This window comes from Modestobacter sp. VKM Ac-2985, from assembly GCF_026967925.1.
Classification (GTDB): Bacteria; Actinomycetota; Actinomycetes; order Mycobacteriales; family Geodermatophilaceae; genus Modestobacter.
Window position 1 is genome coordinate 1,213,493 of the sequence record NZ_JAPVBI010000001.1, and the last position, 22,470, is coordinate 1,235,962.

The following is a 22,470-nucleotide window of genomic DNA, read 5'->3' on the forward strand; positions in this document are numbered from 1 at the left end:
CCCTGTCGACACCGCTGGGCAATGAGCAGACCGTCAGGGATCATCGCCCGGGTCCATGACGATCTGTCCCACCCGGAGGCTGCTCGTGGCCCTGACACTGGCCGAGTTCCTGCTGCTGCCGTCGGTGCGGCAGGCCAGGCCGGAGGTCGCCGTCCCGCCCGCCCAGCTCGGCGCGGCGGTCCGCTGGGTGCACTCCAGCGAGATCTACGAGATCGGCCCCCTGCTCTCGGCCGGGGACCTGCTGCTCACCACCGGCCTCGGCCTGGCCGGGGCGGACGCCGGTGCCCGACGGCACTGGGTCCGCGAGCTGGCCGCGCGCGGGGTGGCGGCGGTGGCGATGGAGCTGGGCCGGTCGCTGCCCGACCTGCCGGGCGAGATCCTGGACGAGGCCGCCCGGCAGGGTCTGCCGCTCTACCTGCTGCGCCAGGTCGTCCCCTTCATCCGCATCTCCGAGGAGGCCAACGGCGCGATCCTGCACGCCGACGCACCGCGGCTGCGGATGGCCGACCAGGTGGTGCACCAGGTGCACGCCGAGCTGGCCGCCGGCGGCGGCACCCCGGCGGTGGTCGGCTGCGCGGCCGCCGCGACCGGTGGCCCGGCCGCCCTGGTCACCCGGTCCGGCCAGGTGGTCGCCGCAGCGGGCGTGCGGGACCAGCGGGCCACCGAACGGCTGCTCCGCCGGCCCGCGGCGAGCTCGCCGGTGCGCATCTGGGACGTCGACTGGGGGGCGGTGCTCCTGGGGCCGGGGCCCGGCACCGACCTGCCCGGGCTGCGGGTGCTGGCTGCCCGGCTGGCGAGCGTGGCGGCGGTGGCGGTCGGGCAGTCGGGCACCGGGTCGCCGGGAGACCTGGCGGCGCCGCTGCTGGCCGACCTGCTCGCCGACGCCGTCCCCGGGGTGCGTGAGCTGCTGGTCCGCGCCGGGCTGGCGCGGTTCCACCCCTCGCCGGACGCGCGGGTGCTCGGCATCGCGGCGTCCGCGCCCGATCCCCGGCAGGTGCTGGCCACCTGGACCCGCGTGGCGGTGACCCACGACCTGGAACTGCTCGCCGACCGGGTCCGGGGCGAGGCCGTGGGGCTCGTCGCGGTGCCGCCCGCCCCGGACCGGCCCGACCCGGCGGGGTGGCTCGCGGGCGCCCTGCCGTCGGCCGGTGCGGTCACCACCGTCGGCCCGGAGGTGCCGGTCGCCGACGCCGGCCGGTCGCTGCGCGAGGCGCACGACGCCCTGCCGGTGGCCACGCTGCTCGGCCGGGGCACCGCGCTGACGCGCGACCTCACCCTGTTCCGGTTGCTGGGCCGGCTGGACGACCGGGCGCTGACCCTGCTGGTGGACGACGCGCTGGCGCCCTTGCTCAGCTGGGACGCCGCGCACGGCAGCGACCTGGTGGAGACGCTGGCCGTCCACCTCCGGCACGGCGGGAGCAAGACCCGGACCGCCGAGGCGCTGCACGTGCAGCGCCAGTCGCTCTACCAGCGGCTGGCCCGGATCGAGGTGCTCCTGGGGCGCCCCGTCGACGACCCGACGTCCCACGAGCACCTCGTGCTCGCCACCAGCGCCCGCGCGCTGCTGGACGCACGGATCGCCCAGCAGCACCCGCGACGCCGTCGGCCGGGGTCGGGCTAGGCGGTGACGTCGATGAGCACCTTGCCGACGGCGCCGTCCTGCACCGCCTGGTGGGCGGCCGCCGTCTCGGCGAGCGGGTGGACGTGCAGCGGCAGCCCGGCGTCCTCCCCGACCCGGATCGCGCCGTCGAGCACCGCGGCGTTGACGTCCCCGACCGCGATGTCCTTGGCCCGGGTGGGCTCGGTGTAGACCAGCACGAACTGCCAGCGGGCGTTGGGCACCATCTGGGAGCGCACCGGGACGGTCACCTCGGCGCCACCGTCGTCGGCGTACATGGCGACCGCGCCGTGCATCGCGACCAGCTGCGCGTCGATGGCCGCGTTCTGGGCGGCGGAGACCTCCACGATCGAGTCGACGCCGTCCGGCGCGATCTTGCGGACCTCGGCGACGACGTCCTGGGAGGTGTAGTCGATGACGTGGTCGGCGCCGGCCCGCGCGGCCAGCTGGGCCTTCCTCGGGGAGCTGACCGTGGCGATGACGGTGGCCTCGGACCAGCGGGCCAGCTGGATCGCCGCGTTGCCGACTGCGCCGGCGCCACCCTGCACCAGCACGGTGCGGCCGTTCAGCGAGCCGGGGGAGAGCCGGTCGGGCAGCGACTCGGCGACGGTGAGACAGCGGTGCGCGGTCAGGAAGGGGATGCCGAGGGCGGCGCCCAGTTCGAAGGAGGGGTCGGCGCCCAGGAGCACGGTCTGCCGGGCCGGGACGACGGTGTACTCGGCCGCCGTGCCGTGCGGCCGCTGCCAGGCGGCCTCCCAGATCCACACCCGTTCGCCGACGAGCACGGGGTCGACGCCGTCGCCGACCGCGTCGATCGTGCCGGCGCCGTCCTGGTTGGGCACCTGGCCGTCGGGGCCGGGCTGGGCGGTGCTGCGGGACTTCCAGTCGGTGGGGTTCACGCCGGAGAAGGCCAGGCGCACCCGCACCTCACCGGGGCCGGGGTCGGGGGTGGGGCGGTCGACGAGCTGCAGGACGTCGGGACCGCCGGGCTGGGTGTAGGTGATGGCTCGCACGATCCCCTGCTACCCGCCAGCTGTGCACTGACGCCTGTCGGCCCCTCTGCAGGGTCCCGCCACGAGCTTGCGAGTGGTGGGGGGCAGGAGGGTCCTTTCTCAGCTGGCGCGGCGGCGCAGCCGGCGACGCTCGCGCTCGGAGAGCCCGCCCCAGATGCCGAAGCGCTCGTCCATGGTCAGCGCGTACTCCAGGCACTCGGCGCGGACGTCGCAGCCGGTGCAGATCTTCTTGGCCTCGCGGGTGGAGCCGCCCTTCTCCGGGAAGAACGCCTCCGGGTCGGTCTCCGCGCACAGGGCGCGCTCCTGCCAGCTCTGGTCCTCGGTGTCCATGCCCGGGAAGCCGGCGTCGAAGACGTCGGCCATGCCCAGCACGTCCTGGCCGTAGGTGACCGGCGCCGTCTCGGCAGCAGCAGTCCGGTAGTCGCTCATCCACGTCACGTCAGCCATCACGATGCGTCCCCCTGCGTCTCGTTCCGGCGTCCCGCGGTCGCGGTTGCCGTTTCGTCACCGTCGGTGACGTCGAGGGGAATTACACGGGGGTGGTTCCCAAGGCGTCAAATGTCCGGCAGATGACGCCGGACCCCGCCAGTCACAGCTGTCCCGCCCGCCTCACGAGCATGTGGAGATCAGTCCGACACGCCGTGTCCAGGGTCAGGTTCTGCCCACCGGGGGGATCCGGTTCGTCCAGATCGAGATCCGCCGGTACGGCTCGATCTGGACGAACCGGACCCTGGTCGTCCACCCCTCGGCGGGGTCAGAACCGGGCGAGCTCCGCCGCGAGCGGCCCCAGCCCCAGAGGACCGAGGTCCAGGACGGCGCGGTGCCAGGCCGCGAGATCGAAGTCCCCGCCGGCGCGCTGCTCGGCCTGTGCGCGGCAGGTCAGGAACACCCGCTCGCCGACCTTGTAGGACGGCGCCTGACCGGGCCAGCCCAGGTAGCGGTGCAGCTCGTCGACCCGCATCGCGTCGTCCATGTCGACGTGCTCGCGGAGGAACGCCAGTGCCACGTCGTAGGTCCAGCGGTCACCGGTGGCCCGGCCCGGCGGGATGGGCAGGTCCAGGTGCACGCCGATGTCCAGGACGACGCGGGCGGCCCGCAGCTGCTGGGCGTCGAGCATGCCCAGCCGGTCACCCGGGTCGTCCAGGAAGCCCAGCTCGCCCATCAGCCGCTCGGCGTACAGCGCCCAGCCCTCGCCGTGCCCGGAGCACCAGCAGAGCAGCCGCTGCCAGCGGTTGAGCAGGGCGGCGTTGTGGACGGTCTGCCCGATCTGCAGGTGGTGGCCGGGCACGCCCTCGTGGAAGACCGTGGTGGTCTCCCGCCAGGTGGTCATGTCGGTGACGCCCTCGGGCAGCGACCACCACATCCGGCCCGGCCGGCTGAAGTCCTCGGTCGGGCCGGTGTAGTACACGCCCTCGCCGGAGGTGGGGGTGAGCCGGCCCTCGATCCGCTTCACCGGGCCGGGGACGTCGAAGTGCACGCCGTCCAGCGCGGCGATCGCCCGGTCGGCCGTGTCCTGCAGCCAGGCCTGGAGCGCGTCCTGCCCGCACACCTGCCGGGCCGGGTCGGCGTCGAGCACGGCGATCGCGCCGGCGATGCCCTGCCCGGGGGCGATCTGCTCGGCGACCGCCTGCTTCTCGGCGACGATCCGGGCCAGCTCGGCCCAGCCCCAGGCGTAGGTCTCCTCCAGGTCCAGGTCCACGCCGGTGAAGAACCGGGACTCCAGGGCGTACCGCTCGCGCCCGACACCGTCGTCCTCCGGGGCGCGGGGGAGGAGCTCGCGTTCGACGGTGTCGGCGAACCCGAGGAGCGCCGCGTCCACCCCCGCCACCGCCTGCTCGAGGTCGGCCCGCAGCGCGTCGCCGACCTCTGCCCGGGCGGTGAGCTCCGCGTAGAAACTGGGCTGACCGGCGGCACCGGCCCAGCGGCGGGCGATGCCGGCGGCCAGCCGCACCTGGCGGGCCGCGGAGATCCTGCCGCGGTCGGCGGCGTCGGTCAGCCCGGCCACGTAGCCGGCCAGCGCCCCGGGGAGGGCGGTCAGCCGACGGGCGACGGTGGCCCAGTCGTCCTCGGTCTCGGTCGGCATCAGGTCGAACGGTGTGCGGAAGTCCTGCAGCGGGCTCTCCATGCTGTTGAGCGCAGCCTGGGTCCAGCCGGCGTCGCGCAGCGCCAGCTCGGCGCCGAGCCGCTCGAGCATCGCGCTGCGGGCGACGTCGTCTCGCCGGTCGACCGGCTCGATCGCCTGCACCTCGGCGATCGTGCGGCGCAGCAGGTCGGCGCTGGCCGCGTGCCCACCGGGGGTGAGGTCCGGCCAGTGGTCGTCGTGCCCGGGGACGCCGATGTAGGTCGCCACGGTGGGCTGGTCGGCGGCGTAGGCGTCGACGAAGCGGTCGGCCAGCTGGTCGAGGGGGGACGGCGGTCGCACGGGCTCGCTCACGCCGGGGACGCTAGCTGCGCCCCCGCACGCGTGCAGCCGAGATCAGTCGTCGGCGCCGCCGCCCTGCGGCAGCAGCGAGGGCAGGTTCACCACGATCGCCTCCTGGCTGCTGCGGGCGATCAGCACCACGGCCTCCTCGTCGCTGAGGTTCTCCTCGCGGTGCGGCGTGTACGGGGGCACGAAGACGTAGTCGCCCGGCCCGGTCTGCAGCCGCACCTCCTCGCCGTGCGCGGCGAAGACGAACACCGGGTGGCCGCGCAGCACGTGGATCGCGGTCTCCGAGTCGCCGTGGTGGTGGTCGCCGGAGCCGGTGTGCGGAGGCACGTGGGTCTCGCCCATCCAGAGCCGCTGGGCCCCGACCGACACGGCCGAGATCGCCTCCCGCCGGGCCATCCCGGAGGTCTGGGCGGTCTCCTCGGACAGCTCCCCGGCGCGGATGTGGCGCAGCGGCTGGTGCCACTCGTCGGGGAAGTCCTGCTGCGGTCGGGTCACGGTGCTCCTCCAGCGGATCGGGACGTCGTCCCCATCCTGTCCGAATCGGCCTCCCGGTGGACGGGACGTGCATCCACGACGTGACCGGGTAGGGGGGTGAGCCAGAGCACGTCCTGCTACGAGGAGGAACGACGATGAGCACGAAGGTCGAAGAGTCCGTCCAGGTCGACGTCCCGGTGCGCACCGCCTACGACCAGTGGACGCAGTTCGAGGACTTCCCGCACTTCATGGGCGGGGTCAAGGAGGTCCAGCAACGGGGTGACCAGCGGCTGCACTGGGTGGCCGAGATCGGCGGGGTGAAGCGGGAGTGGGACGCCGCGATCCTGGAGCAGGTCCCGGACCAGAAGATCGCCTGGGCAGCCACCAGCGGTGCGACCAACGCCGGCGCCGTCCGGTTCGAGCCGGCCGGTCCCGCGTCCACGATCGTCCACCTGACCCTGGAGTACGAGCCCGAGGGCCTGGTGGAGCAGGCCGGCGACAAGCTCGGTGTCGTGAGCCGGCAGGTGAAGTCCGACCTGCAGAAGTTCAAGTCCCTGATCGAGGACGAGGGCTACGCGAGTGGTGCGTGGCGTGGGTCGGTCCGGCCGGGCATGGGGGCCGGCACGCCCGGCGTCGAGGAGGCGGCGTCCTCGCGCGGGGACAGCGGCAAGGCGGGGGTCTCGGCGAAGACCGTCGCCGCCGGGGCTGCCGCGGTCGCCGGCGCGGCGGTCGCCGGCGCGGCCATGGCCGGCTCGAAGAGCGGGTCGCAGTCCGAGGAGAGCGGCGCCCAGCCCGAGCGGTCCGGTGAGGTGCCGGCCTCGCCACCGGTGACCGCCACGCGGCCGGCGGCAGCGACGCCGCCGGTGGAGGAGGTGCGGACCGAGGTGGTGGTCGAGAAGCCCGAGGGCGGCGCCCGGGTCACCCCGGCCGAGGAGGACGGCACGACGACCGGACGTGACGACGGCGAGGAGCCGATGATCGCCGGCGGCCACCCCCGCTGACCTGTGCGGCGGGCGGAGGGGCCACTCGGTCCCTCCGCCCGCCCCTGCGTCGTGGTGCGGACCGGCGCGCCGACGACCTCTTGACAGCACTGTGGGGCTCCTCGAACCTCCGAGTCAGTGACACGTGTCACCCACTCAACGACGAGGACCTCCGCATGGCATCTCGCAGCGTCCCTGCCCGCCCGCCGTCCCCGCCCCGCCGGCGATCACCCGCCGCCGGAGGGAACCGTCTCGGTCGCCTGCTGGCCCTGGCCCTGCCCCTGGGCCTGGCGTTCACCGCCGTCCCGGCGACCGCGAGCGCCGCTCCGCCCGGCGACCGACCGGGTGGGGGCAGCGTCGACCTCGGTCCGAACGTCACCGTCTTCGACCCGAGCATGCCGGTCGACCAGATCCAGGCCACCCTCGACGCCACCCATGCCCAGCAGGTCGACGACGAGATGGGCACCGAGCGGTACGCCTACCTCTTCGCGCCGGGCACCTACGGCACCGACAGCGACCCGCTGCAGATCAAGGTCGGTTACTACACGGAGATCTCCGGGCTCGGTGCCTCGCCGTCCGACGTCGTGATCAACGGCAAGGTCGAGACCTACAACCGCTGCCTCGCCCCGGACAACTGCATCGCGCTGAACAACTTCTGGCGCACCGTCTCCAACCTGACCATCCAGGTCAACGGCACCGGGCAGGACGGCTGCCGGGCGCCGACGAACTTCTGGGCCGTCTCCCAGGCGGTGTCCATGCGCCGGGTCCAGGTGCAGGGTGGCGACCTCTCGCTGATGGACTACTGCACCGCGGGGCCGCAGTACGCCAGTGGCGGGTTCATCGCCGACTCGACCGCCGGCACCGTCATCAACGGCTCGCAGCAGCAGTGGTTCACCCGCAACAGCGTGATCGGTGAGTGGACCAACGGCGTCTGGAACCAGGTCTTCGCCGGCGTCGAGGGCGCGCCGGACGACGCCGCCTTCCCGACCCCGCCGTACACCACCCTGGAGACCACCCCGGTGAGCCGGGAGAAGCCCTACCTGTTCCTGGACGAGCGTGGCCGCTACGCCGTCCGGGTGCCGGACGCCCAGCGCGACACCCGCGGCGTGAGCTGGGACGAGGGCATGACGGCGGGGCGCACGATCCCGCTGTCGCAGTTCCTCGTGGTGACCCCGGACACCGGGTTCGGGCGGATCAACTCCCAGCTCGCCCGGGGCGGGCACCTGCTGTTCACCCCCGGCGTCTACGACGTCGCGCACAGCCTGAAGGTCAAGCGGGCGGACACCGTCGTGCTGGGCATCGGGCACGCGACGCTCACCGCCACCCGCGGTGTCACGCCGCTGGAGGTCGAGGACGTGCCGGGCGTGGTCGTCGCCGGACTGACCATCGACGCCGGGAGCCAGCTGTCCCCGGTGCTGCTGCAGGTGGGGGACGGCACGGGCCGGTCGCGGTCCGACGCGGCGAACCCGACGACGCTGTCCGACGTGTACTTCCGGGTCGGCGGCCCGCACGTCGGGAAGACCGACGTCGCCCTGGAGGTGAACAGCGACCACGTGCTGATCGACCACACCTGGGTGTGGCGCGCCGACCACGGGGTCGAGGACTTCACCGTCGGCGTCAACGGCGACACCGACCGGTGGCGGACCAACGTGGGGCGCAACGGCGTGGTCGTCAACGGTGACGACGTCACCGCCACCGGCCTGTTCGTCGAGCACTTCCAGCAGCACAACACCATCTGGAACGGCGAGCGCGGCCGGGTCGTGCTCTACCAGAACGAGATCCCCTACGACCCGCCGTCGCAGGCCGACTGGCAGGAGCCGGACGGCACGCTCGGCTGGGCCGGCTACAAGGTCGGTGACCACGTCCGGCAGCACCGGCTGGACGGCGGTGGGGTCTACGGCTACCAGCGCAACGCCGAGCCCGGCATCACCACCGAGACGGGGTTCGAGGTGCCGGTCACCCCGGGCGTGCAGCTGCACCACGTCATGACCGTCCACCTGGACGGGATCGGCGTGATCGAGAACGTGGTCGACGACGTGGGGGGCCGGTCGGACGCCAGCACCCAGGGGACGCCGCAGTACGTCGTGGACTACCCGGGCTGACTCGTCGCCGGCGGGCCGGGGCGCCTTGCCCCGGCCCGCCGGTCACGCCGAGCCCCGCACCACGAGCCGCAGCACCCGGGCCGGGTCGGGGGAGGGCGGCGGCGTGCTGCCGTCCAGGGCGGCGGCGACGGCGGCGGCGATCGCCCGGGCCTGCACCGTCGCGTCCTGGGCCACGGTGGTCAGCGCGGGGTCGCTCAGCCGCGCAGCGGGGACGTCGTCGACGCCGACCACCGCGAGGTCGCCCGGCACGGTCAGCCCGCAGGCGCGCACGCCGGCCAGGACGGCCAGCGCCACCTCGTCGTTGTAGGCGGCCACGGCGGTGACCCCGGCGCTGGACCAGGTACGGACGGCGTCGGTTGCCGAGCCGACGGTCAGGTCGACGTCCTGCACCACCGGGGCGGCCAGCCCGCGCCGCGCGCACTCGGCGCGGACCCCGGTCAGCCGCCGCTCGGCGAAGTCGGCCAGCCGGGGCTCGGCGGGTGCGGCCCAGCCGAGCCGGACGTGCCCGGTGTCGGCCAGGTGCCGCACCTGCAGCTGCCCGACCCGGGTCTGCGGCACGGCGAACACCGCGTGCGGGTCGTCGTCGAGGGAGGTGGTGAGCACCTGGATGCCGGCCCCGCGCATCGCGTCGGCGTCCTCGGCCGCGAAGTCGGTGAACCCGACGACGGCGCGCGGCGTCACCGCCCGCCACAGCTCCGCGAGCGGGCGTGGTCCCCGGCCGTGGTGCACCAGCACCGAGAGCTGCCGGTCGGCCAGCTCCCGGGTGAGCTCGTCGAGGACGGTGTCCAGGATCGGGCCCACCGTCCAGTTCGGCAGCACGCAGAGCACCAGGTCGCTGCGGCCGCTGCGCAGCGTCCGGGCCGCGGCCGAGGGGGAGTAGCCCAGCCGGGCCGCCGCGGCCAGCACCCGTTCCCGGGTGTCCGCGGAGATCATCGCGCCGTGCTTGTCGTTGAGCACGTAGCTCACCGTCGTCCGGGAGACGCCGCTCTCCCGGGCGACGTCGGCGCTGGTCACCCGTGGCACGTCCGTCCTCCCGCCCGCTGTGGTGCGGTGATCGTGCCGCACCGGTCGCGGGCGGGGTGTGCGCTCGTGCGCCGGCCGGTCAGCCGGGGGCGACGGTGGGGGCCGGGGGGACGATGACCGGCGAGACCGACCCGTCGCGGAGTCGGAACACCGGCAGCATGCTGTGCATCAGTGGCCCGATCGCGGCGGCGTAAAGCACCGTCCCGAGGCCGACGGTCCCGCCGAGCAGCCAGCCGATGCCCAGCACCAGGAGCTCGATCGTCGTCCGCACCACCCGCACCGAGTGGCCGCGGGCGGCCAGGCCGGTGGTCAGCCCGTCGCGTGGCCCGGCACCGAGACCGGCGCCGATGTAGGCGCAGGTGGCCACCGCGTTGAGCAGCACCCCGGCCAGCAGCAGCGGGACCCGGACGGCGAGCGCCTCCGGTGCGGGCAGCAGCGCCAGCGTGGCGTTGATGGACAGCCCGATGAGGACGACGTTGCACAGCGTCCCGAGGCCCGGCCTGCGGTGCAGCGGCACCCACAGCAGCAGCACCACCGCACCGACCAGGATCGAGCCGGTGCCGACCTCGACGCCCAGCACGCCGGCCACCCCCTGGTCCAGCACGCCCCACGGCATCTGCCCCAGCCCGGCCCGCAGCATCATCCCGACGCTGATGCCGTAGAGGGCCAGCCCGCCCAGCAGCAGTGCCAGCCGGGCGGGACGGCGGTCGGCGGGCACCGGGTCGATCAGTCGCATGAAGCCACCCTGGACGACTTGGCCCTGTCCGGACAGGGCCAAGTCGCGGACAATGGCCCGGTGCACACCGAGCGGCTGGCCGACCTCCTGGGACCGTGGCTGGGCGACGGCCGCGCCTACGCCGGCGTCGCCGCCGGGATCCGCGGCCTCGCGCTGGACGGCCGGCTGTCGGTGGGCGCCCGGGTGCCCTCGGAACGGCAGCTGGCCCAGGCGCTGGGGCTGAGCCGCACCACCGTGAGCGCCGCCTACGACCTGCTCCGGGGCGAGGGGTACCTGCACAGCGCGGCCGGTGCCGGGAGCCGGGTGACCCTCCCGTCGCCCGCGCCGGTCCGCCCGGACGCCGACCCGGGGGAGCCGGCCGTCGTCCGGGACCTCACGATCGCGGCCGCACCGGCCCCCGCCCAGCTGCTCGACGCCGTCGCCGGGGCCACCGCCGACCTGCGCCCGCTGCTGGCCGGCCACGGCCTGCACCCCTACGGCCTGCCCGCGCTGCGCGCCGCGGTCGCCGGGCACCTGACCGGTCGGGGGCTGGCCACCGAGCCGGAGCAGGTGCTGGTCACCAACGGCGCGCTGGCGGGCTGGGACCTGCTGCTGCGCACCGTCACCCGGCCGGGGCAGCGGGCACTGGTCGAGCAGCCCACCTACCCGGCGGCGCTGGACTGTCTCGCGGCCCACCACCTGCGGCCGGTCGCGCTGCCGGTGGGCACCGAGGGCTGGGAGCTGCCGGTCGCCGCGGCCGACGTCGCGCTGGTCACCCCGGACGGGCAGAACCCCACCGGCCTGCTCGCCGACGACGGCCAGCGCCGAGCGCTGCTGTCCGCCCTCGACGCCCCGGTGGTCGCCACGGACGAGACGTTCGCCGAGCTCGTGCTCGACGGCGCCCGCCCCACCGCGCTCGCCGGCCTCGACCGCCGGGTCGTGACGCTCGGCTCGATGAGCAAGGCGTACTGGTCGGGGCTGCGGGTGGGCTGGGTGCGCGCCGACCCGGCGCTGCTGGCCCGGCTCGCCCAGGCGCGCGGCACCGTCGACCTCAGCAGCCCGGTGCTGGAGCAGCTGGTCGCCGTCCGGCTGCTCGCCGTCGCCGACGACGTGCTCTCCGACCGGGTGGCTTGGCTGACCGCCGCCCGGGACGCGCTGCTCAGCGCGCTCGCCGCCCGGCTGCCGGACTGGCGGGTGGTGCGGCCGCGGGCCGGCTCGGTGCTCTGGGTGCAGCTGCCGGGGGAGAGCTCCACCCGGCTCGCCGCACACGCCCTGGACCTCGGCCTGCGGGTGACCCCGGGGCCGCGGTTCACCGTGGACGGCACCGCCGACCGGTGGCTGCGGCTGCCGCTGAGCGCGCCCCCGGAGCAGGCCGACGAGGTGGCCGCCGTGCTGCAGGCGGCGTGGGCGCGCACGGCCAGCGGGGCGGACAGCCGCCGCACCCCGTCCCGCTGGACCGCCTGACCGGCGGTGCTGCCTGACCGAGCTGCCGGAGGTCTGCGCGCGCCGGGTCAGGCGAGGCGTTCGGCGACCGCGTCGAGGTAGTCGTCGGCGGGGGTCAGCAGGGTGGGGTCGTCGCCGTCCGTCCGGGTCACCACCAACAGGACGACGGCACCGTCGGCCACCAGCCGGCGGTCCACCTGCTCGGCCCCGGGGACGGTGCGGACGATCCGCGTCCCCGACCAGTCGTCGGTCGACCACTGCTCGACCTGCTGGGCGTGCGCCCCCGGCGTCTCGGTGACTCCGTCGCCGTCGAGATCGACGTCCTGGGTGACAGTCCAGGTGCAGGCCGACGCGGCAACGGTGGCCTCGGAGACGAGGGTCCGGGCCGCGTCGGCGTCCTCGGCGGTCCAGACGTACGCCTCGACGGTCGTGGGCGCCGACTGGAGGTACGCCGCCTCCGGGTCGCCGAGTCCGGCGGGCAGCCCCGGGGGCGTGCTGGCCGTGGCCGTGGGGTCCGGTTCGCACAGCGTCGCGGGGGTCGGCCGTTCTGCGGCCGCCACGAAGCCGTCGAGGGACACGTCGAGCGCGTCCCCCGGGTCTGTGCCTCCGGTGCCGCAACCGGCCAGCGCCCCGCCGGCCAGCACCCCGCCGGCCAGCAGGCGGCCGCTCAGCGCCGCTGCTCGTCGCATGCCGCCGCTCCTTCGTCGTCCCGGAGGGGGGAGGCTACGGGCCCGAGCGGTCAGAGCAGCTTCAGGGTGAGGGCGCGTCGGCCCTCGTCGGTGCGGGCGGTCGCCATTCGTTCGGCGCTCGGGGTGCCGTAGTCCGTCGTCCGCTGGCGGGCCGGTCGGCCGATCGCGGCGGCCATCGCCTCGAGTTCGGCGATGGTCTTCAGCGACCCGTTGCCCGAGCCGGCCATCCGGCTGATCGTCTCCTCCATCAGCGTGCCGCCCAGGTCGTTGGCCCCGCCGTTGAGCATCGCCTGGGTGCCGGTGTCGCCGAGCTTCACCCACGAGGTCTGGACGTTGTCGATCCGGCCGTGCAGCAGCAGTCGGGCGACGGCGTGCACCGCCCGGTTCTCCCGGTTCGTCGGCCCCGGCCGGGCCACGCCGGCCAGGTAGATCGGCGAGTTGTGGTGCACGAAGGGCAGCAGCACGAACTCCCGGAACCCGCCGGTCCGGTCCTGCAGGGCGGCCAGGGTGCGCAGGTGCGCGACCCAGTGGGCGGGGGTGTCGACGTGGCCGTACATCATCGTCGAGGTCGTCGGCAGGCCCACGCTGTGCGCCGTCTCGACGATCTCCAGCCAGGTCGCCGTCGGCAGCTTGCCCTTGGTGAGCACCCACCGGACGTCGTCGTCCAGGATCTCCGCCGCGGTGCCGGGCAGGGAGTCGACGCCGGCCTCCTTGACCGCGGTGAGGAAGTCGCGGAACGACAGCCCGGTGCGGGCGGCCCCGTTGACCACCTCCATCGGGGAGAACGCGTGCAGGTGGATGTCGGGACGGCGGGACTTCACCTCGCGCGCCAGGTCGAAGTAGGCGGTGCCGGGCAGGTCGGGGTGGATGCCGCCCTGCATGCAGATCTCGGTCGCCCCGCCGGCCCAGGCCTCGTCCACCCGGTCACCGACCTGCTGCATCGACAGGGTGAACGCGTCGGCGTCGGTGCGGCGCTGGGCGAACGCGCAGAACCGGCACCCGGTGTAGCAGACGTTGGTGAAGTTGACGTTCCGGTTCACCACGTAGGTGACGTCGTCGCCGTTGACGTCCCGGCGGACGGCGTCGGCCAGCGCGCACAGGTGCTCGAGGTCGGAGCCGTCGGCGCCGAGCAGGGTCAGGTACTCGGCGTCGCTGAGCCCGGCCGGGTCCTGCTCGGCGTGCAGCAGGGCGGCCAGCACCTCCCGGTCGCCGACGGTCAGCGCGGTCGAGGAGCCGTCGCGGGCGGCGACGGTCGCCTCGCGGAGCTCCGACCAGTCGCCGTAGACGGCGTCGAAGTCGCTGCGCCGGTCACCGGTGCGGCCCACGGTGTCGATCTCGGTGTGCAGGTCGACCCGGCCGGAGGAGGTCCAGGCCTCGTCCGGCTCCTGCCACGGCAGGCCCACCGGGAGCCGGCTCTCGACCGCCAGGCCGTCGTCGCCGGCGAGGGCGGAGACGTGCGGGCGCACCCGCGGGTCCAGCCACGGCTCGGGCTGGGTGACGTAGCCGGGCTGGGCGGCCAGCCGCTCGCGCAGCGTGAACCCGGCCTCGGCGCTCAGCGCGGCGAGCTTGTCGGTGTTCGGCCACGGTCGCTCGGGGTTGACGTGGTCGGGGGTGAGGGGGGAGACCCCGCCCCAGTCGTCGACCCCGGCGCGCAGCAGCAGCGCCAGCTCGGTGGAGTCGCTCAGGTTGGGCGGGGCCTGCACCCGTGCCGACGGCCCCAGCATCAGCCGGGTGACCGCCACCGCGGCCACGTACTCCTGCAGCTCCAGGTCGTCGTGCGCGGCCATCGCGGTGCGCGGCTTGGCCCGGAAGTTCTGCACGATGACCTCTTGCACGTGCTGGTGCCGCCGGGCCGAGGCGCGGATCTCGGCGATCGCGTCGACCCGTTCCGCGTAGGTCTCGCCGATGCCCAGCAGCACGCCGGTGGTGAACGGGACGGCGGAGCGGCCGGCGTCCTCCAGCACCCGGAGCCGGACGGCGGGTTCCTTGTCCGGGCTGCCGAAGTGCGGGCCGCCCTTCTCCGACCAGAGCCGGGTCGCCGTCGTCTCCAGCATCATCCCCATCGACGCGGCCACCGGCTTGAGCCGCTGGATCTCCTCCCAGGACAGCACCCCGGGGTTGAGGTGGGGGAGCAGCCCGGTCTCCTCCAGCACCCGGATCGCCATCGCCCGCAGGTAGCCCAGCGTCGAGTCGAACCCGTGAGCCTCCAGCCACTCGGCAGCGACCGGCCAGCGCTCCTCCGGGCGGTCGCCCAGGGTGAACAGCGCCTCCTTGCAGCCCAGCGCGGCCCCGGCCCGGGCGATGTCGAGCACCTCGTCCGGCGACAGGTACGGGGCCTTGCCCTCCGTGCGCAGCTGTCCGGGCGTGGTCACGAACGTGCAGTAGTGGCACCGGTCCCGGCACAGGTGGGTCAGCGGGATGAACACCTTGCGGCTGTAGGTGACCACCCCGGGGCGCCCGGCCGAGGCGAGCCCGGCATCCCGTACCCGGGAGGCGGCGGTCAGCAGCCGGTCCAGCGGTTCACCCTCGCCCAGCCCGCGGGCGTGCAGCAGGGTCTCGGCCTCGGTGGCGTCCAGCGTCACCCCGCGCTCGGCGCGCACCAGGGCACGGCGGAGGGCGGAGTCGGACGGGGCGGGCAGGGCGGTGCTCATCACGGACGACGCTAACCCCGCGGTGTGACCACCGCGTTCCGTGGCTCCGTTCCGGGCCGGTGCCGCCGGTCGGTGAGGTGGGTCGAGCCGCGTGAGCCGGGGTTGAGCCGCGTCGTGGCGCGGCTCAACCCCAGCTCGTCCGGGTCAACCCGGACGGCGGGCGGCCCGGACGGCGGGCGGCCCGGACGGCGGGCGGCCCGGACGGCGGGCGGCCCGGACGGCGGGCGGCCCGGACGGGGACACGGGCGCTACGGGCGGCGGAGGGGGGCGCCGACGCCGTCGGCCCAGCGGCCGCGCAGGCGCACCAGCGGGTCGCCGTCCCCGAGCACCGGCACCCCTTCCACCGAGAGCAGCACCACCACGTGGCTGCCGACCTCGACGACCGAGGCGACCGTGCAGTCCAGGGCGGTGAGCGCCTCGTCCAGCACGATCGCGTCGCTGACCGGGGCTCGGTGCCAGGGCACCGACTCCAGCAGGTGCCGGGCGCTGGGCCGCCCGGCGGAGGCGAACCGGCTGGCCAGGATCGCCTGCCCGGTGCTCAGCACGTTCACCGCGCCGCTGCCGATGGCCTGCAGCACCTCGGCCGGGTACCCGTCGGCGGCCAGCCCCACGGCGATCAGCGGGGGGTCGGCGGAGACGCTCATCATCGAGGTGACCGTCGTCCCCACGTCGTCGATGTCGTCGCGCACGGTGAGCAGCACGACCCCGGCGGCGTACTGGCGGAGGGCGGCGGCGTGGTCGGCGGGATCGACAGGCACGGGGGTCAGTCGACCACAATGCCGAGGTGACCACTGCGGAGCAGACGTACGACGTCATCGTCCTGGGTGCCGGCTCGACGGGGGAGAACGTCGCCGACATCGTCACCCGCGGCGGGCTGAGCACCGTGCTGGTGGAGAGCGAGCTGGTCGGCGGCGAGTGCTCCTACTGGGCGTGCATGCCCAGCAAGGCGCTGCTGCGGGGCAGTGAGGCGCTCGCCCAGGCCCGCGCCGTGTCCGGCGCCGCGGCGGCGGTGACCGGCGAGCAGGACGTCGCCGCCACCCTCTCCCGCCGGGACGGCTTCACCAGCCACTGGGACGACGCCGGCCAGGCACAGTGGGTCGAGGGCGCCGGCATCACCCTCGTGCGCGGACACGGCCGGCTGGCAGGGGAGAAGCGGGTCGTCGTGACCCAGGACGACGGCACCGAGCTGGTGCTCACCGCCCGGCACGCCGTCGCGGTGTGCACCGGGTCCCGGGGCGCCGTCCCGCCGGTCGAGGGCCTGGCCGACGTGCAGCCGTGGACGCCGCGGGAGGCGACCAGCGCCAAGGAGGCACCCGGCCGGCTGCTCGTGCTCGGCGGCGGTTACGTGGGCAGCGAGATGGCCACCGCCTGGCAGCAGCTGGGCTCCTCGGTCACCCTGCTGCAGCGCGGGCCCCGGCTGCTGCCGGCCCTGGAACCGGCCGCCGGGGCGGCGGTCGAGGCGTCCCTGCGGGAGATGGGCGTCGACGTCCGGCTGGGCAGCGAGGTGCGCTCGGCCCGCCGGGAGGACGGCGGCGACGTGGTGCTCAGCACCGCCGACGGCGAGTTCCGTGGCGACGAGGTGCTGGTCGCCACCGGCCGCGCCGCCAACACCGACGACATCGGGGTGGAGACCGTCGGCCTGGCGCCGGGCGGGTACCTCGACGTCGACGAGTCGCTGCAGGTGCCCGAGTCGCCCTGGCTCTACGGCATCGGCGACGTCAACGGCCGGCAGCAGCTGACCCACATGGGCAAGTACCAGGCCCGGCAGGCCGGCGCCGCGATCGTGGCCCGGGCCCGGGGGCAGCAGGTCGACCTGGCCGACTGGTCGCCATTCGTGGCCACCGCCGACCGCCGGGCGACGCCGAGCGTGGTCTTCACCGAGCCCCAGGTCGGGTCGGTCGGGATGACCGCGGCCCAGGCGGCCGACGCCGGCGTCGCGCACCGGGTCGTGGAGTACCCGATCGGCAACGTGGCCGGGGCGTCGCTGTTCGCCGACGGCTACTCCGGGACGGCGATCGCCGTGGTGGACACCGAGCGCGAGGTGCTGCTCGGGGTCACGTTCGTCGGGCCCGGGGTCGCCGAGCTGCTGCACTCGGCGACGATCGCGGTGGTCGGTGAGGTGCCGATCAGCCGGCTCTGGCACGCCGTCCCCTCCTACCCGACGATCAGCGAGATCTGGCTGCGGCTGCTCGAGACGTACCGGGGCTGACGGGTGCACGACGGCAGCCGGATCGGCCTGGTGCTGCACCCGCACCGCGACTGCGCGGGCGCGGTGGCCCAGGTGCTCGCCTGGACCACGACGCACGGGGTGGAGCTGGTCGCCGCGGCGGCGGACGTCGAACGGCTGCACCTGCACGGCGTGACGCCGGTGGACGTCGCCGAGCTGGCCACCAGTTGCGACGGGCTCATCGCCCTCGGCGGCGACGGGACGCTGCTCGGCGCGATGCGGATGGTCGTCGCCGACCCGGTCCCGGTGCTGGGCGTCAACTTCGGCCGGCTGGGCTTCCTCACCGAGGTCGAGGGCCGCGAGCTGGACGGGGCGCTGACCGCGTTGGCCGAGGGCCGCTCGACGATCGAGTCGCGCAGCTGCCTGGTGGTGCGTGGGCCAGGCTGGGAGACCGTGGCGTTCAACGACGTCGTCCTGGCCCGGGTGCCGGGTGAGGGCATGGTCGACGCGACCCTGTCGGTGGCCGGCCGCCGGTACGGCCACTACCGCAGCGACGCGCTGATCATCGCCACCCCGATGGGGTCGACGGCCTACAACTTCGCCGCCGGCGGTCCGGTGATGTCCCCGGGGGCCGCGGGCGTGCTCGTCACCCCGTCGGCGCCGCTGAACGGCATCGACCGCACCGTGGTGCTGGGGCCGCACGAGCCGCTGCACCTGGCGCTGCCGGAGACCGCCGGCCGCCCGGCCGTGGAGGTGGACGGCCTGGTGGTCGGCCGCCTGGGGCCGGGGGACGAGCTGCACGTCGAGGCCCGCGCGGACGCCGGGCTGCTGGTCCGGCTGGACGACTGGCTGGCCGCCGACCGCAGCCGGGTCAAGCTCTCGCTGCTGGACCTGCCGCTGCTGCCGGAGGAGCTGGTGGAGCTGGTGCCCGAGGAGCTGCTGCGGCGCCGGACACCGGGCGGCGTGCCGGCCCCGGGCACCGGCCCGGTCCGGGCGCCGCAGGGTGCCCGCGGGCCCGGCGACGTCAGCTGAGCCGGGCCGGCCTCAGGGCAGCGGGAACGGCTCGTCGGCCGGCGCGGGGAGGTCGCCGTCCACGGTGGCGGTGACCGTCATGCCCCGGAAGGCGGCCCGCCCGCCGAACAGCGAGAGGAAGGCGGTGTCCGCGGCGTCCCGGCCGGAGCAGATCCGGACCAGGGCCGAGGTCGGGGCGAGCCGGGTGGCGTCCACGGTCTGCCACACCCCGTCGACGTCGGCCTCGACGACCGCGTGGAAGTCCATCGGCGACAGGCCCGGGGCGTAGACGGCGACGAGCCGGGCGGGGACCTCCAGCGCGCGGAGCAGCGTGATCGTCAGGTGCGCGTAGTCACGGCAGACGCCCTGGCCGAGCAGCAGGGTGTCCACGGCGGTGTCCACCGGGCGGCTGGAGCCGGAGGTGTAGACCAGCCGACGGTTCACCCAGGCAGCGACGGCGGCGACCAGCTCGGCCCGCGGCAGCGACCGGTCGAACTCGGTGCCGGCGTAGCCCTCCAGCTGGTCGGAGGGGCAGTAACGGCTGGGCCGGACGAACTCCGCCCAGTCGGCCGGGGTCACCGGCCGCGGGGCGCCACCGGAGGAGACCTGCGCGCGGTAGCTGATCGTCGTCTCGCCGGCCGGCAGCTGCAGGCGGTGCACCCGCGCACCGGGGACGGCGACCTCCTCGGCGGGCACCGGGTGGCCGTCGGTGAGCACGACCAGCTGTTCGTCGGCGGGCGCGGCGACGGCGACCTGCAGCAGCGCGGTCGCCGGGGCGGGGGAGGAGACGGTGAGCGAGCAGGCGACGTCGGTGCGCATGACCGCAGATCCTGGCCTGCTCGTGTCACCGACAGGTGTCCGGCGGATGTGGCCTCCGGCACGGGACCCCTCGCCGCGGCGGCGGGAGGGGCGTGGTGCAGTAGGGGACGTGCAACCGGGCAGTGATCGTCGGACGTGGCAGCGGTACATCGCGCTGGGGGACTCCTTCACCGAGGGCCTCAGCGACCCGGAGCCGGGGACGCCGGACTCCTTCCGGGGCTGGGCCGACCGGCTCGCCGAGCACCTGGCCGCGGCCTCGCCCGCGGGCAGCGTCGAGTACGCCAACCTCGCCGTCCGCGGCCGGCTGCTGCCGCAGGTGCTGGCCGAGCAGGTGCCGGTCGCGCTCGCGTCCCGGCCCGACCTGGTCAGCCTGGTCGCCGGCGGCAACGACCTGCTCCGCCCGGGAGCCGACCCCGACCGGCTGGCCGCGGACCTGGAGGCCGCCGTCGTCTCCCTCCGGGCGGCCGGGGCCGACGTGCTGCTGGCCACCGGCGTGGACCCGCGGCAGACGCCGATCATCCGCCGCACGCGGGGCCAGGTCGCGGTCTTCAACACCCACCTGTGGTCGATCGCCGCCCGGCAGGGCGCGGTCGTGCTCGACCAGTGGGGCGCCGCCTGGCTGCAGGACGCCCGGATGTGGGACCCGGGTGACCGCATCCACCTGACCGCGGAGGGGCACCGGCGGACGGCGCTGGCCGCCGCGGCCGCGCTCGGCGTCCCGGTGGCCGGCGACGGCACGGACTGGCGCACCCCGCTGGACCCGGCGCCGCCGCTGCCGGTGCGGCAGGTGGTCGGGCAGGAGCTCGCCTGGGTGCGCGGGTTCGTCCTGCCCTGGATCGGCCGCCGGTTGCGCGGTGAGTCCTCGGGTGACGGGCGTGCGGCGAAGCGACCCGAGGCGATCCCGGTGCGCGCCGCCCTCACCGCCGTGCACGACTCCTGACCCCGGGGGCGGGCCGACGGGCTCCTCGTCGGGAGCTCGACCGGCCCCGCCCCGGGGATCAGCTGCGGCCGACCTCCGGGAGGTCTCCGGTGTCCAGCGACCCCAGTCGCTCCTGGAAGGACTCCAGCCAGGGGCGGAGTCCGGAGAGGTCGTTCGGGTCGGCGGTCAGCGCCCGCAGGTCGCCCAGCTCCGCCGGCTGCCGCGGCCCGGGGACACCCGGGGCGTCGGGCGCGCCGTTGGCGGCCAGCAGGGCGCGCAGCTCCAGGAGCTCGCTGGAGGCCCGGAAGACCCCTGGGTCGAAGGAGCCGTCGGGCTCCGCGCCCGCCTCGGTGCCCCGCGGCGGCTCAGCCTCCTGCGGCGCTGCGGGCTCCGGCGTGGTGCCCGGCAGCTGGAACGAGTCGAGCTGGGGGACGGCGGCACCGGCCACGACCGGGCCGGGCCCCTCGAGGTCCTGCTCGGCCAGCGCGGCACCCAGGTCGAACCCGTCCCCGGGCTCCGGCTCCTCGTCGTCCCGCCCGGACCACTCGTGCTCCGGTGCGGCGGCGTCCGCACCGGCGGTGGGTCCGTGGCCGGGTTCGGCCGAGGGGTCGTCGAGGTCGTGGATCCCCGGGGGCGCCGGGTACAGGTCGAGCTCGCGGGCCGGCAGCGGGGCCGGCCGGCCGAAGGCGTAGCCCTGGGCCATCGAGCAGCCGTGCTCGCGCAGCCAGCGGGCCTGCTCGACGTCCTCGATGCCCTCGGCGATCACCTGCAGCCCCATGCCCTGGCCGAGTTGGAGCAGGCCCTGCACCAGTGCGGCGGTGGCCGGCTGGGCGACGATGTCCGCGACGAAGGACCGGTCGATCTTCAGGGTGTGGATGGGCAGCCGGTGCAGCGCGGTGATCGCCGAGTAGCCGGTGCCGAAGTCGTCCAGCGCCAGGGTCACGCCGGTCTCGGTCACCGTGTCGACGGCGTGCAACGTGGCATCCGCGGCGAACAGGGCGGTCGACTCGGTGATCTCCAGCTCCAGCCGCTCCGGGGCCAGCCCCGACTCGGCGAGGGCATCGGCGACCAGCTCGCTGAAGCCCGGCTCGGCCAGGTGCCGGGCGGAGATGTTCACGTGCACCCGGAGCGCGGGGTCCCAGCCGGCGGCGTCCCAGCAGGCCTGGTGCAGCACCCAGGCGCCCAGCCGGGAGGTCAGCCGGTTGTCCTCGGCAGCCGACAGGAACGCCCCCGGCGGCAGCAGCCCACGGGTCGGGTGCTGCCAGCGGATGAGCGCTTCGTAGCCGAGCAGGTGCTCGTCGGAGAGCGCGACGATCGGTTGGTAGAAAAGCCGCAGCTCTCCGGCCTCCAGGGCGTGCCGCAGGTCGGTCTCGAGCTGGAGCTGGTCGACGTAGCCCTCGCTCAGGGCGCCGTCGTGCACCTCGACCCGGCCCCGGCCGCCGCTGGCCTTGGCCCGGGCGAGGGCGGTGTGCGCCTGGCGCAGCAGCGCCTCGGGCGTGAGGTCGGTGCCCAGGGTCATGCCGATGCTGGCCGAGAGGGTGACCTCCCGGTCGAGCACGTGGAAGGGCTCGTCGAGCACGCCGAGCAGGCGGTCGGCCAGGGTGCGCAGCCCCTCGACGTCCTCGACGTCCTCGGCCAGGACGAGGAACTCGTCGGCCCCGAAACGCACGGCGGTGTCCTCGACCCGGGTGCTCCAGCGCAGCCGGTCGGCGACCTGGCAGAGCAGCTGGTCACCGCCCTCGTGGCCGAGGGAGTCGTTCACGGCGGTGAAGCGGTCCAGGTCCAGGTGCAGCAGCCCGACCAGCGTCCCGCGCCGGCCGGACCCGGCCAGCGCCCGCTGCAGCCGCTCGGTGAGGGCCCGCCGGTTGGGCAGCCCGGTCAGCGGGTCGGTGAAGGTGCGGCGGACCAGGTCGTCCTCGACCCGGCGGCGGTCGGTGACGTCGACCAGGGTGAGGAGCACGAACTGCGGCTCGCCGTTGCTGCGGTGGATCAGCTCCTGGGTCTGCATCGCCCAGATGCTGCTGCCGTCCGCGCGGCGCAACCTGCGCTCGCCGACGACCTGCAGCTGGGGGTCCAGCAACGGCGTGCCGGGCAGGTGCTCGGCCGCGCGGTCCTCCAGGGGGACGTCGTCGGGGTGGGTGAGCAGGTCCAGGTGCCGGCCGACGAGCTCGCCGGACGTCCGCCCGGTCAGCTCGCACATCGCCGAGTTGACGACGAGCAGCCGTCCGCTGGGGTCCACGACGGCCTTGGCGACGGGTGCGGACAGGAAGAGGGCGCGGAAGAGCTGGCCGCGATCGGCCAGCAGCACGTCGGCCGCGGCCAGTCGTCGCCCGGCGGTGCCGGCGGGCACGGGGGCGCCCGGCGACTCGGGGGCGGAGGAGGTCACCGCGACAGCGTCGCGCATCGAGGTCGCTC

The 22,470-nt window shown here is 75.2% G+C and carries 18 protein-coding genes; 7 read left to right on the plus strand and 11 right to left on the minus strand.

Annotated elements, in window-relative coordinates; translation table 11 throughout:
* Nucleotides 1-85: 85 nt before the first annotated feature.
* The gene (locus O2V61_RS05745) at nucleotides 86-1,621 is read left to right on the plus strand and encodes a helix-turn-helix domain-containing protein (protein WP_269182356.1); all 1,536 of its coding nucleotides are present in this window, start codon (nucleotides 86-88) and stop codon (nucleotides 1,619-1,621) included.
* Here the strand turns inward: O2V61_RS05745 and O2V61_RS05750 are convergent.
* From O2V61_RS05750 to O2V61_RS05765, 4 genes are all read right to left on the minus strand, one after another.
* Nucleotides 1,618-2,631: an NADPH:quinone reductase gene (locus tag O2V61_RS05750; RefSeq protein ID WP_269182357.1), complete on the minus strand. Its 1,014-nt coding sequence runs from the start codon at nucleotides 2,629-2,631 to the stop codon at nucleotides 1,618-1,620. The two genes, O2V61_RS05745 and O2V61_RS05750, sit on opposite strands and share 4 nt — an antisense overlap.
* A 99-nt stretch (nucleotides 2,632-2,730) precedes the next feature.
* Nucleotides 2,731-2,994, minus strand: a complete 264-nt coding sequence (locus O2V61_RS05755) for a WhiB family transcriptional regulator (protein WP_269171920.1) — start codon at nucleotides 2,992-2,994, stop codon at nucleotides 2,731-2,733.
* 391 nt (nucleotides 2,995-3,385) lie between these two features.
* The gene (locus O2V61_RS05760; protein WP_269182358.1) at nucleotides 3,386-5,065 is read right to left on the minus strand and encodes a DUF885 domain-containing protein; all 1,680 of its coding nucleotides are present in this window, start codon (nucleotides 5,063-5,065) and stop codon (nucleotides 3,386-3,388) included.
* Nucleotides 5,066-5,107: 42 nt separating this feature from the next.
* The gene (locus tag O2V61_RS05765) at nucleotides 5,108-5,557 is read right to left on the minus strand and encodes a cupin domain-containing protein (protein ID WP_269182359.1); all 450 of its coding nucleotides are present in this window, start codon (nucleotides 5,555-5,557) and stop codon (nucleotides 5,108-5,110) included.
* Nucleotides 5,558-5,691: 134 nt separating this feature from the next.
* Between O2V61_RS05765 and O2V61_RS05770 the strand changes: the two genes are divergently transcribed.
* Nucleotides 5,692-6,537, plus strand: a complete 846-nt coding sequence (locus tag O2V61_RS05770) for an SRPBCC family protein (RefSeq protein WP_269182360.1) — start codon at nucleotides 5,692-5,694, stop codon at nucleotides 6,535-6,537.
* A 155-nt stretch (nucleotides 6,538-6,692) separates the two neighbouring features.
* Nucleotides 6,693-8,618 (plus strand): glycosyl hydrolase family 28-related protein, encoded by a 1,926-nt coding sequence (locus tag O2V61_RS05775; RefSeq protein ID WP_269182361.1) that lies wholly within the window; start codon nucleotides 6,693-6,695, stop codon nucleotides 8,616-8,618.
* A 42-nt stretch (nucleotides 8,619-8,660) separates the two neighbouring features.
* Here the strand turns inward: O2V61_RS05775 and O2V61_RS05780 are convergent, their stop codons facing one another.
* Nucleotides 8,661-9,632 (minus strand): LacI family DNA-binding transcriptional regulator, encoded by a 972-nt coding sequence (locus tag O2V61_RS05780; protein ID WP_269182362.1) that lies wholly within the window; start codon nucleotides 9,630-9,632, stop codon nucleotides 8,661-8,663.
* 88 nt (nucleotides 9,633-9,720) lie between these two features.
* Complete coding sequence (yczE, locus tag O2V61_RS05785; protein WP_269182363.1) at nucleotides 9,721-10,377, minus strand: membrane protein YczE; 657 nt, start codon at nucleotides 10,375-10,377, stop codon at nucleotides 9,721-9,723.
* 60 nt (nucleotides 10,378-10,437) lie between these two features.
* On the opposite strand from yczE, the gene yczR reads away from it, so the two are divergent.
* Nucleotides 10,438-11,820: an aminotransferase-like domain-containing protein gene (gene yczR / locus O2V61_RS05790; RefSeq protein WP_269182364.1), complete on the plus strand. Its 1,383-nt coding sequence runs from the start codon at nucleotides 10,438-10,440 to the stop codon at nucleotides 11,818-11,820.
* Nucleotides 11,821-11,867: 47 nt separating this feature from the next.
* Here yczR and O2V61_RS05795 read toward each other — a convergent pair whose 3' ends face one another.
* From O2V61_RS05795 to O2V61_RS05805, 3 genes are all read right to left on the minus strand, one after another.
* Nucleotides 11,868-12,488: a hypothetical protein gene (locus tag O2V61_RS05795; RefSeq protein ID WP_269182365.1), complete on the minus strand. Its 621-nt coding sequence runs from the start codon at nucleotides 12,486-12,488 to the stop codon at nucleotides 11,868-11,870.
* 50 nt (nucleotides 12,489-12,538) lie between these two features.
* Nucleotides 12,539-15,139: a bifunctional FO biosynthesis protein CofGH gene (locus O2V61_RS05800; protein ID WP_269182366.1), complete on the minus strand. Its 2,601-nt coding sequence runs from the start codon at nucleotides 15,137-15,139 to the stop codon at nucleotides 12,539-12,541.
* Nucleotides 15,140-15,387: 248 nt separating this feature from the next.
* A complete protein-coding gene (locus tag O2V61_RS05805) occupies nucleotides 15,388-15,897 on the minus strand; it encodes a flavin reductase family protein (protein WP_269182367.1) in 510 nt (169 codons plus the stop codon).
* Between the two features lie 26 nt (nucleotides 15,898-15,923).
* On the opposite strand from O2V61_RS05805, the gene O2V61_RS05810 reads away from it, so the two are divergent.
* Complete coding sequence (locus O2V61_RS05810) at nucleotides 15,924-17,348, plus strand: dihydrolipoyl dehydrogenase family protein (RefSeq protein WP_269182368.1); 1,425 nt, start codon at nucleotides 15,924-15,926, stop codon at nucleotides 17,346-17,348.
* A 3-nt stretch (nucleotides 17,349-17,351) separates the two neighbouring features.
* Entirely contained in the window at nucleotides 17,352-18,338 is a 987-nt protein-coding gene (locus O2V61_RS05815; protein WP_269182369.1) for an NAD(+)/NADH kinase, read from the plus strand.
* A gap of 12 nt (nucleotides 18,339-18,350) precedes the next feature.
* Here the strand turns inward: O2V61_RS05815 and O2V61_RS05820 are convergent, their stop codons facing one another.
* The gene (locus O2V61_RS05820) at nucleotides 18,351-19,136 is read right to left on the minus strand and encodes a transglutaminase-like domain-containing protein (RefSeq protein ID WP_269182370.1); all 786 of its coding nucleotides are present in this window, start codon (nucleotides 19,134-19,136) and stop codon (nucleotides 18,351-18,353) included.
* A 109-nt stretch (nucleotides 19,137-19,245) separates the two neighbouring features.
* On the opposite strand from O2V61_RS05820, the gene O2V61_RS05825 reads away from it, so the two are divergent.
* Nucleotides 19,246-20,076, plus strand: coding sequence for an SGNH/GDSL hydrolase family protein (locus O2V61_RS05825; RefSeq protein WP_269182371.1), 831 nt, complete (start codon nucleotides 19,246-19,248; stop codon nucleotides 20,074-20,076).
* Between the two features lie 58 nt (nucleotides 20,077-20,134).
* Here the strand turns inward: O2V61_RS05825 and O2V61_RS05830 are convergent, their stop codons facing one another.
* Nucleotides 20,135-22,441, minus strand: coding sequence for an EAL domain-containing protein (locus O2V61_RS05830; protein WP_269182372.1), 2,307 nt, complete (start codon nucleotides 22,439-22,441; stop codon nucleotides 20,135-20,137).
* Nucleotides 22,442-22,470 lie beyond the last annotated feature (29 nt).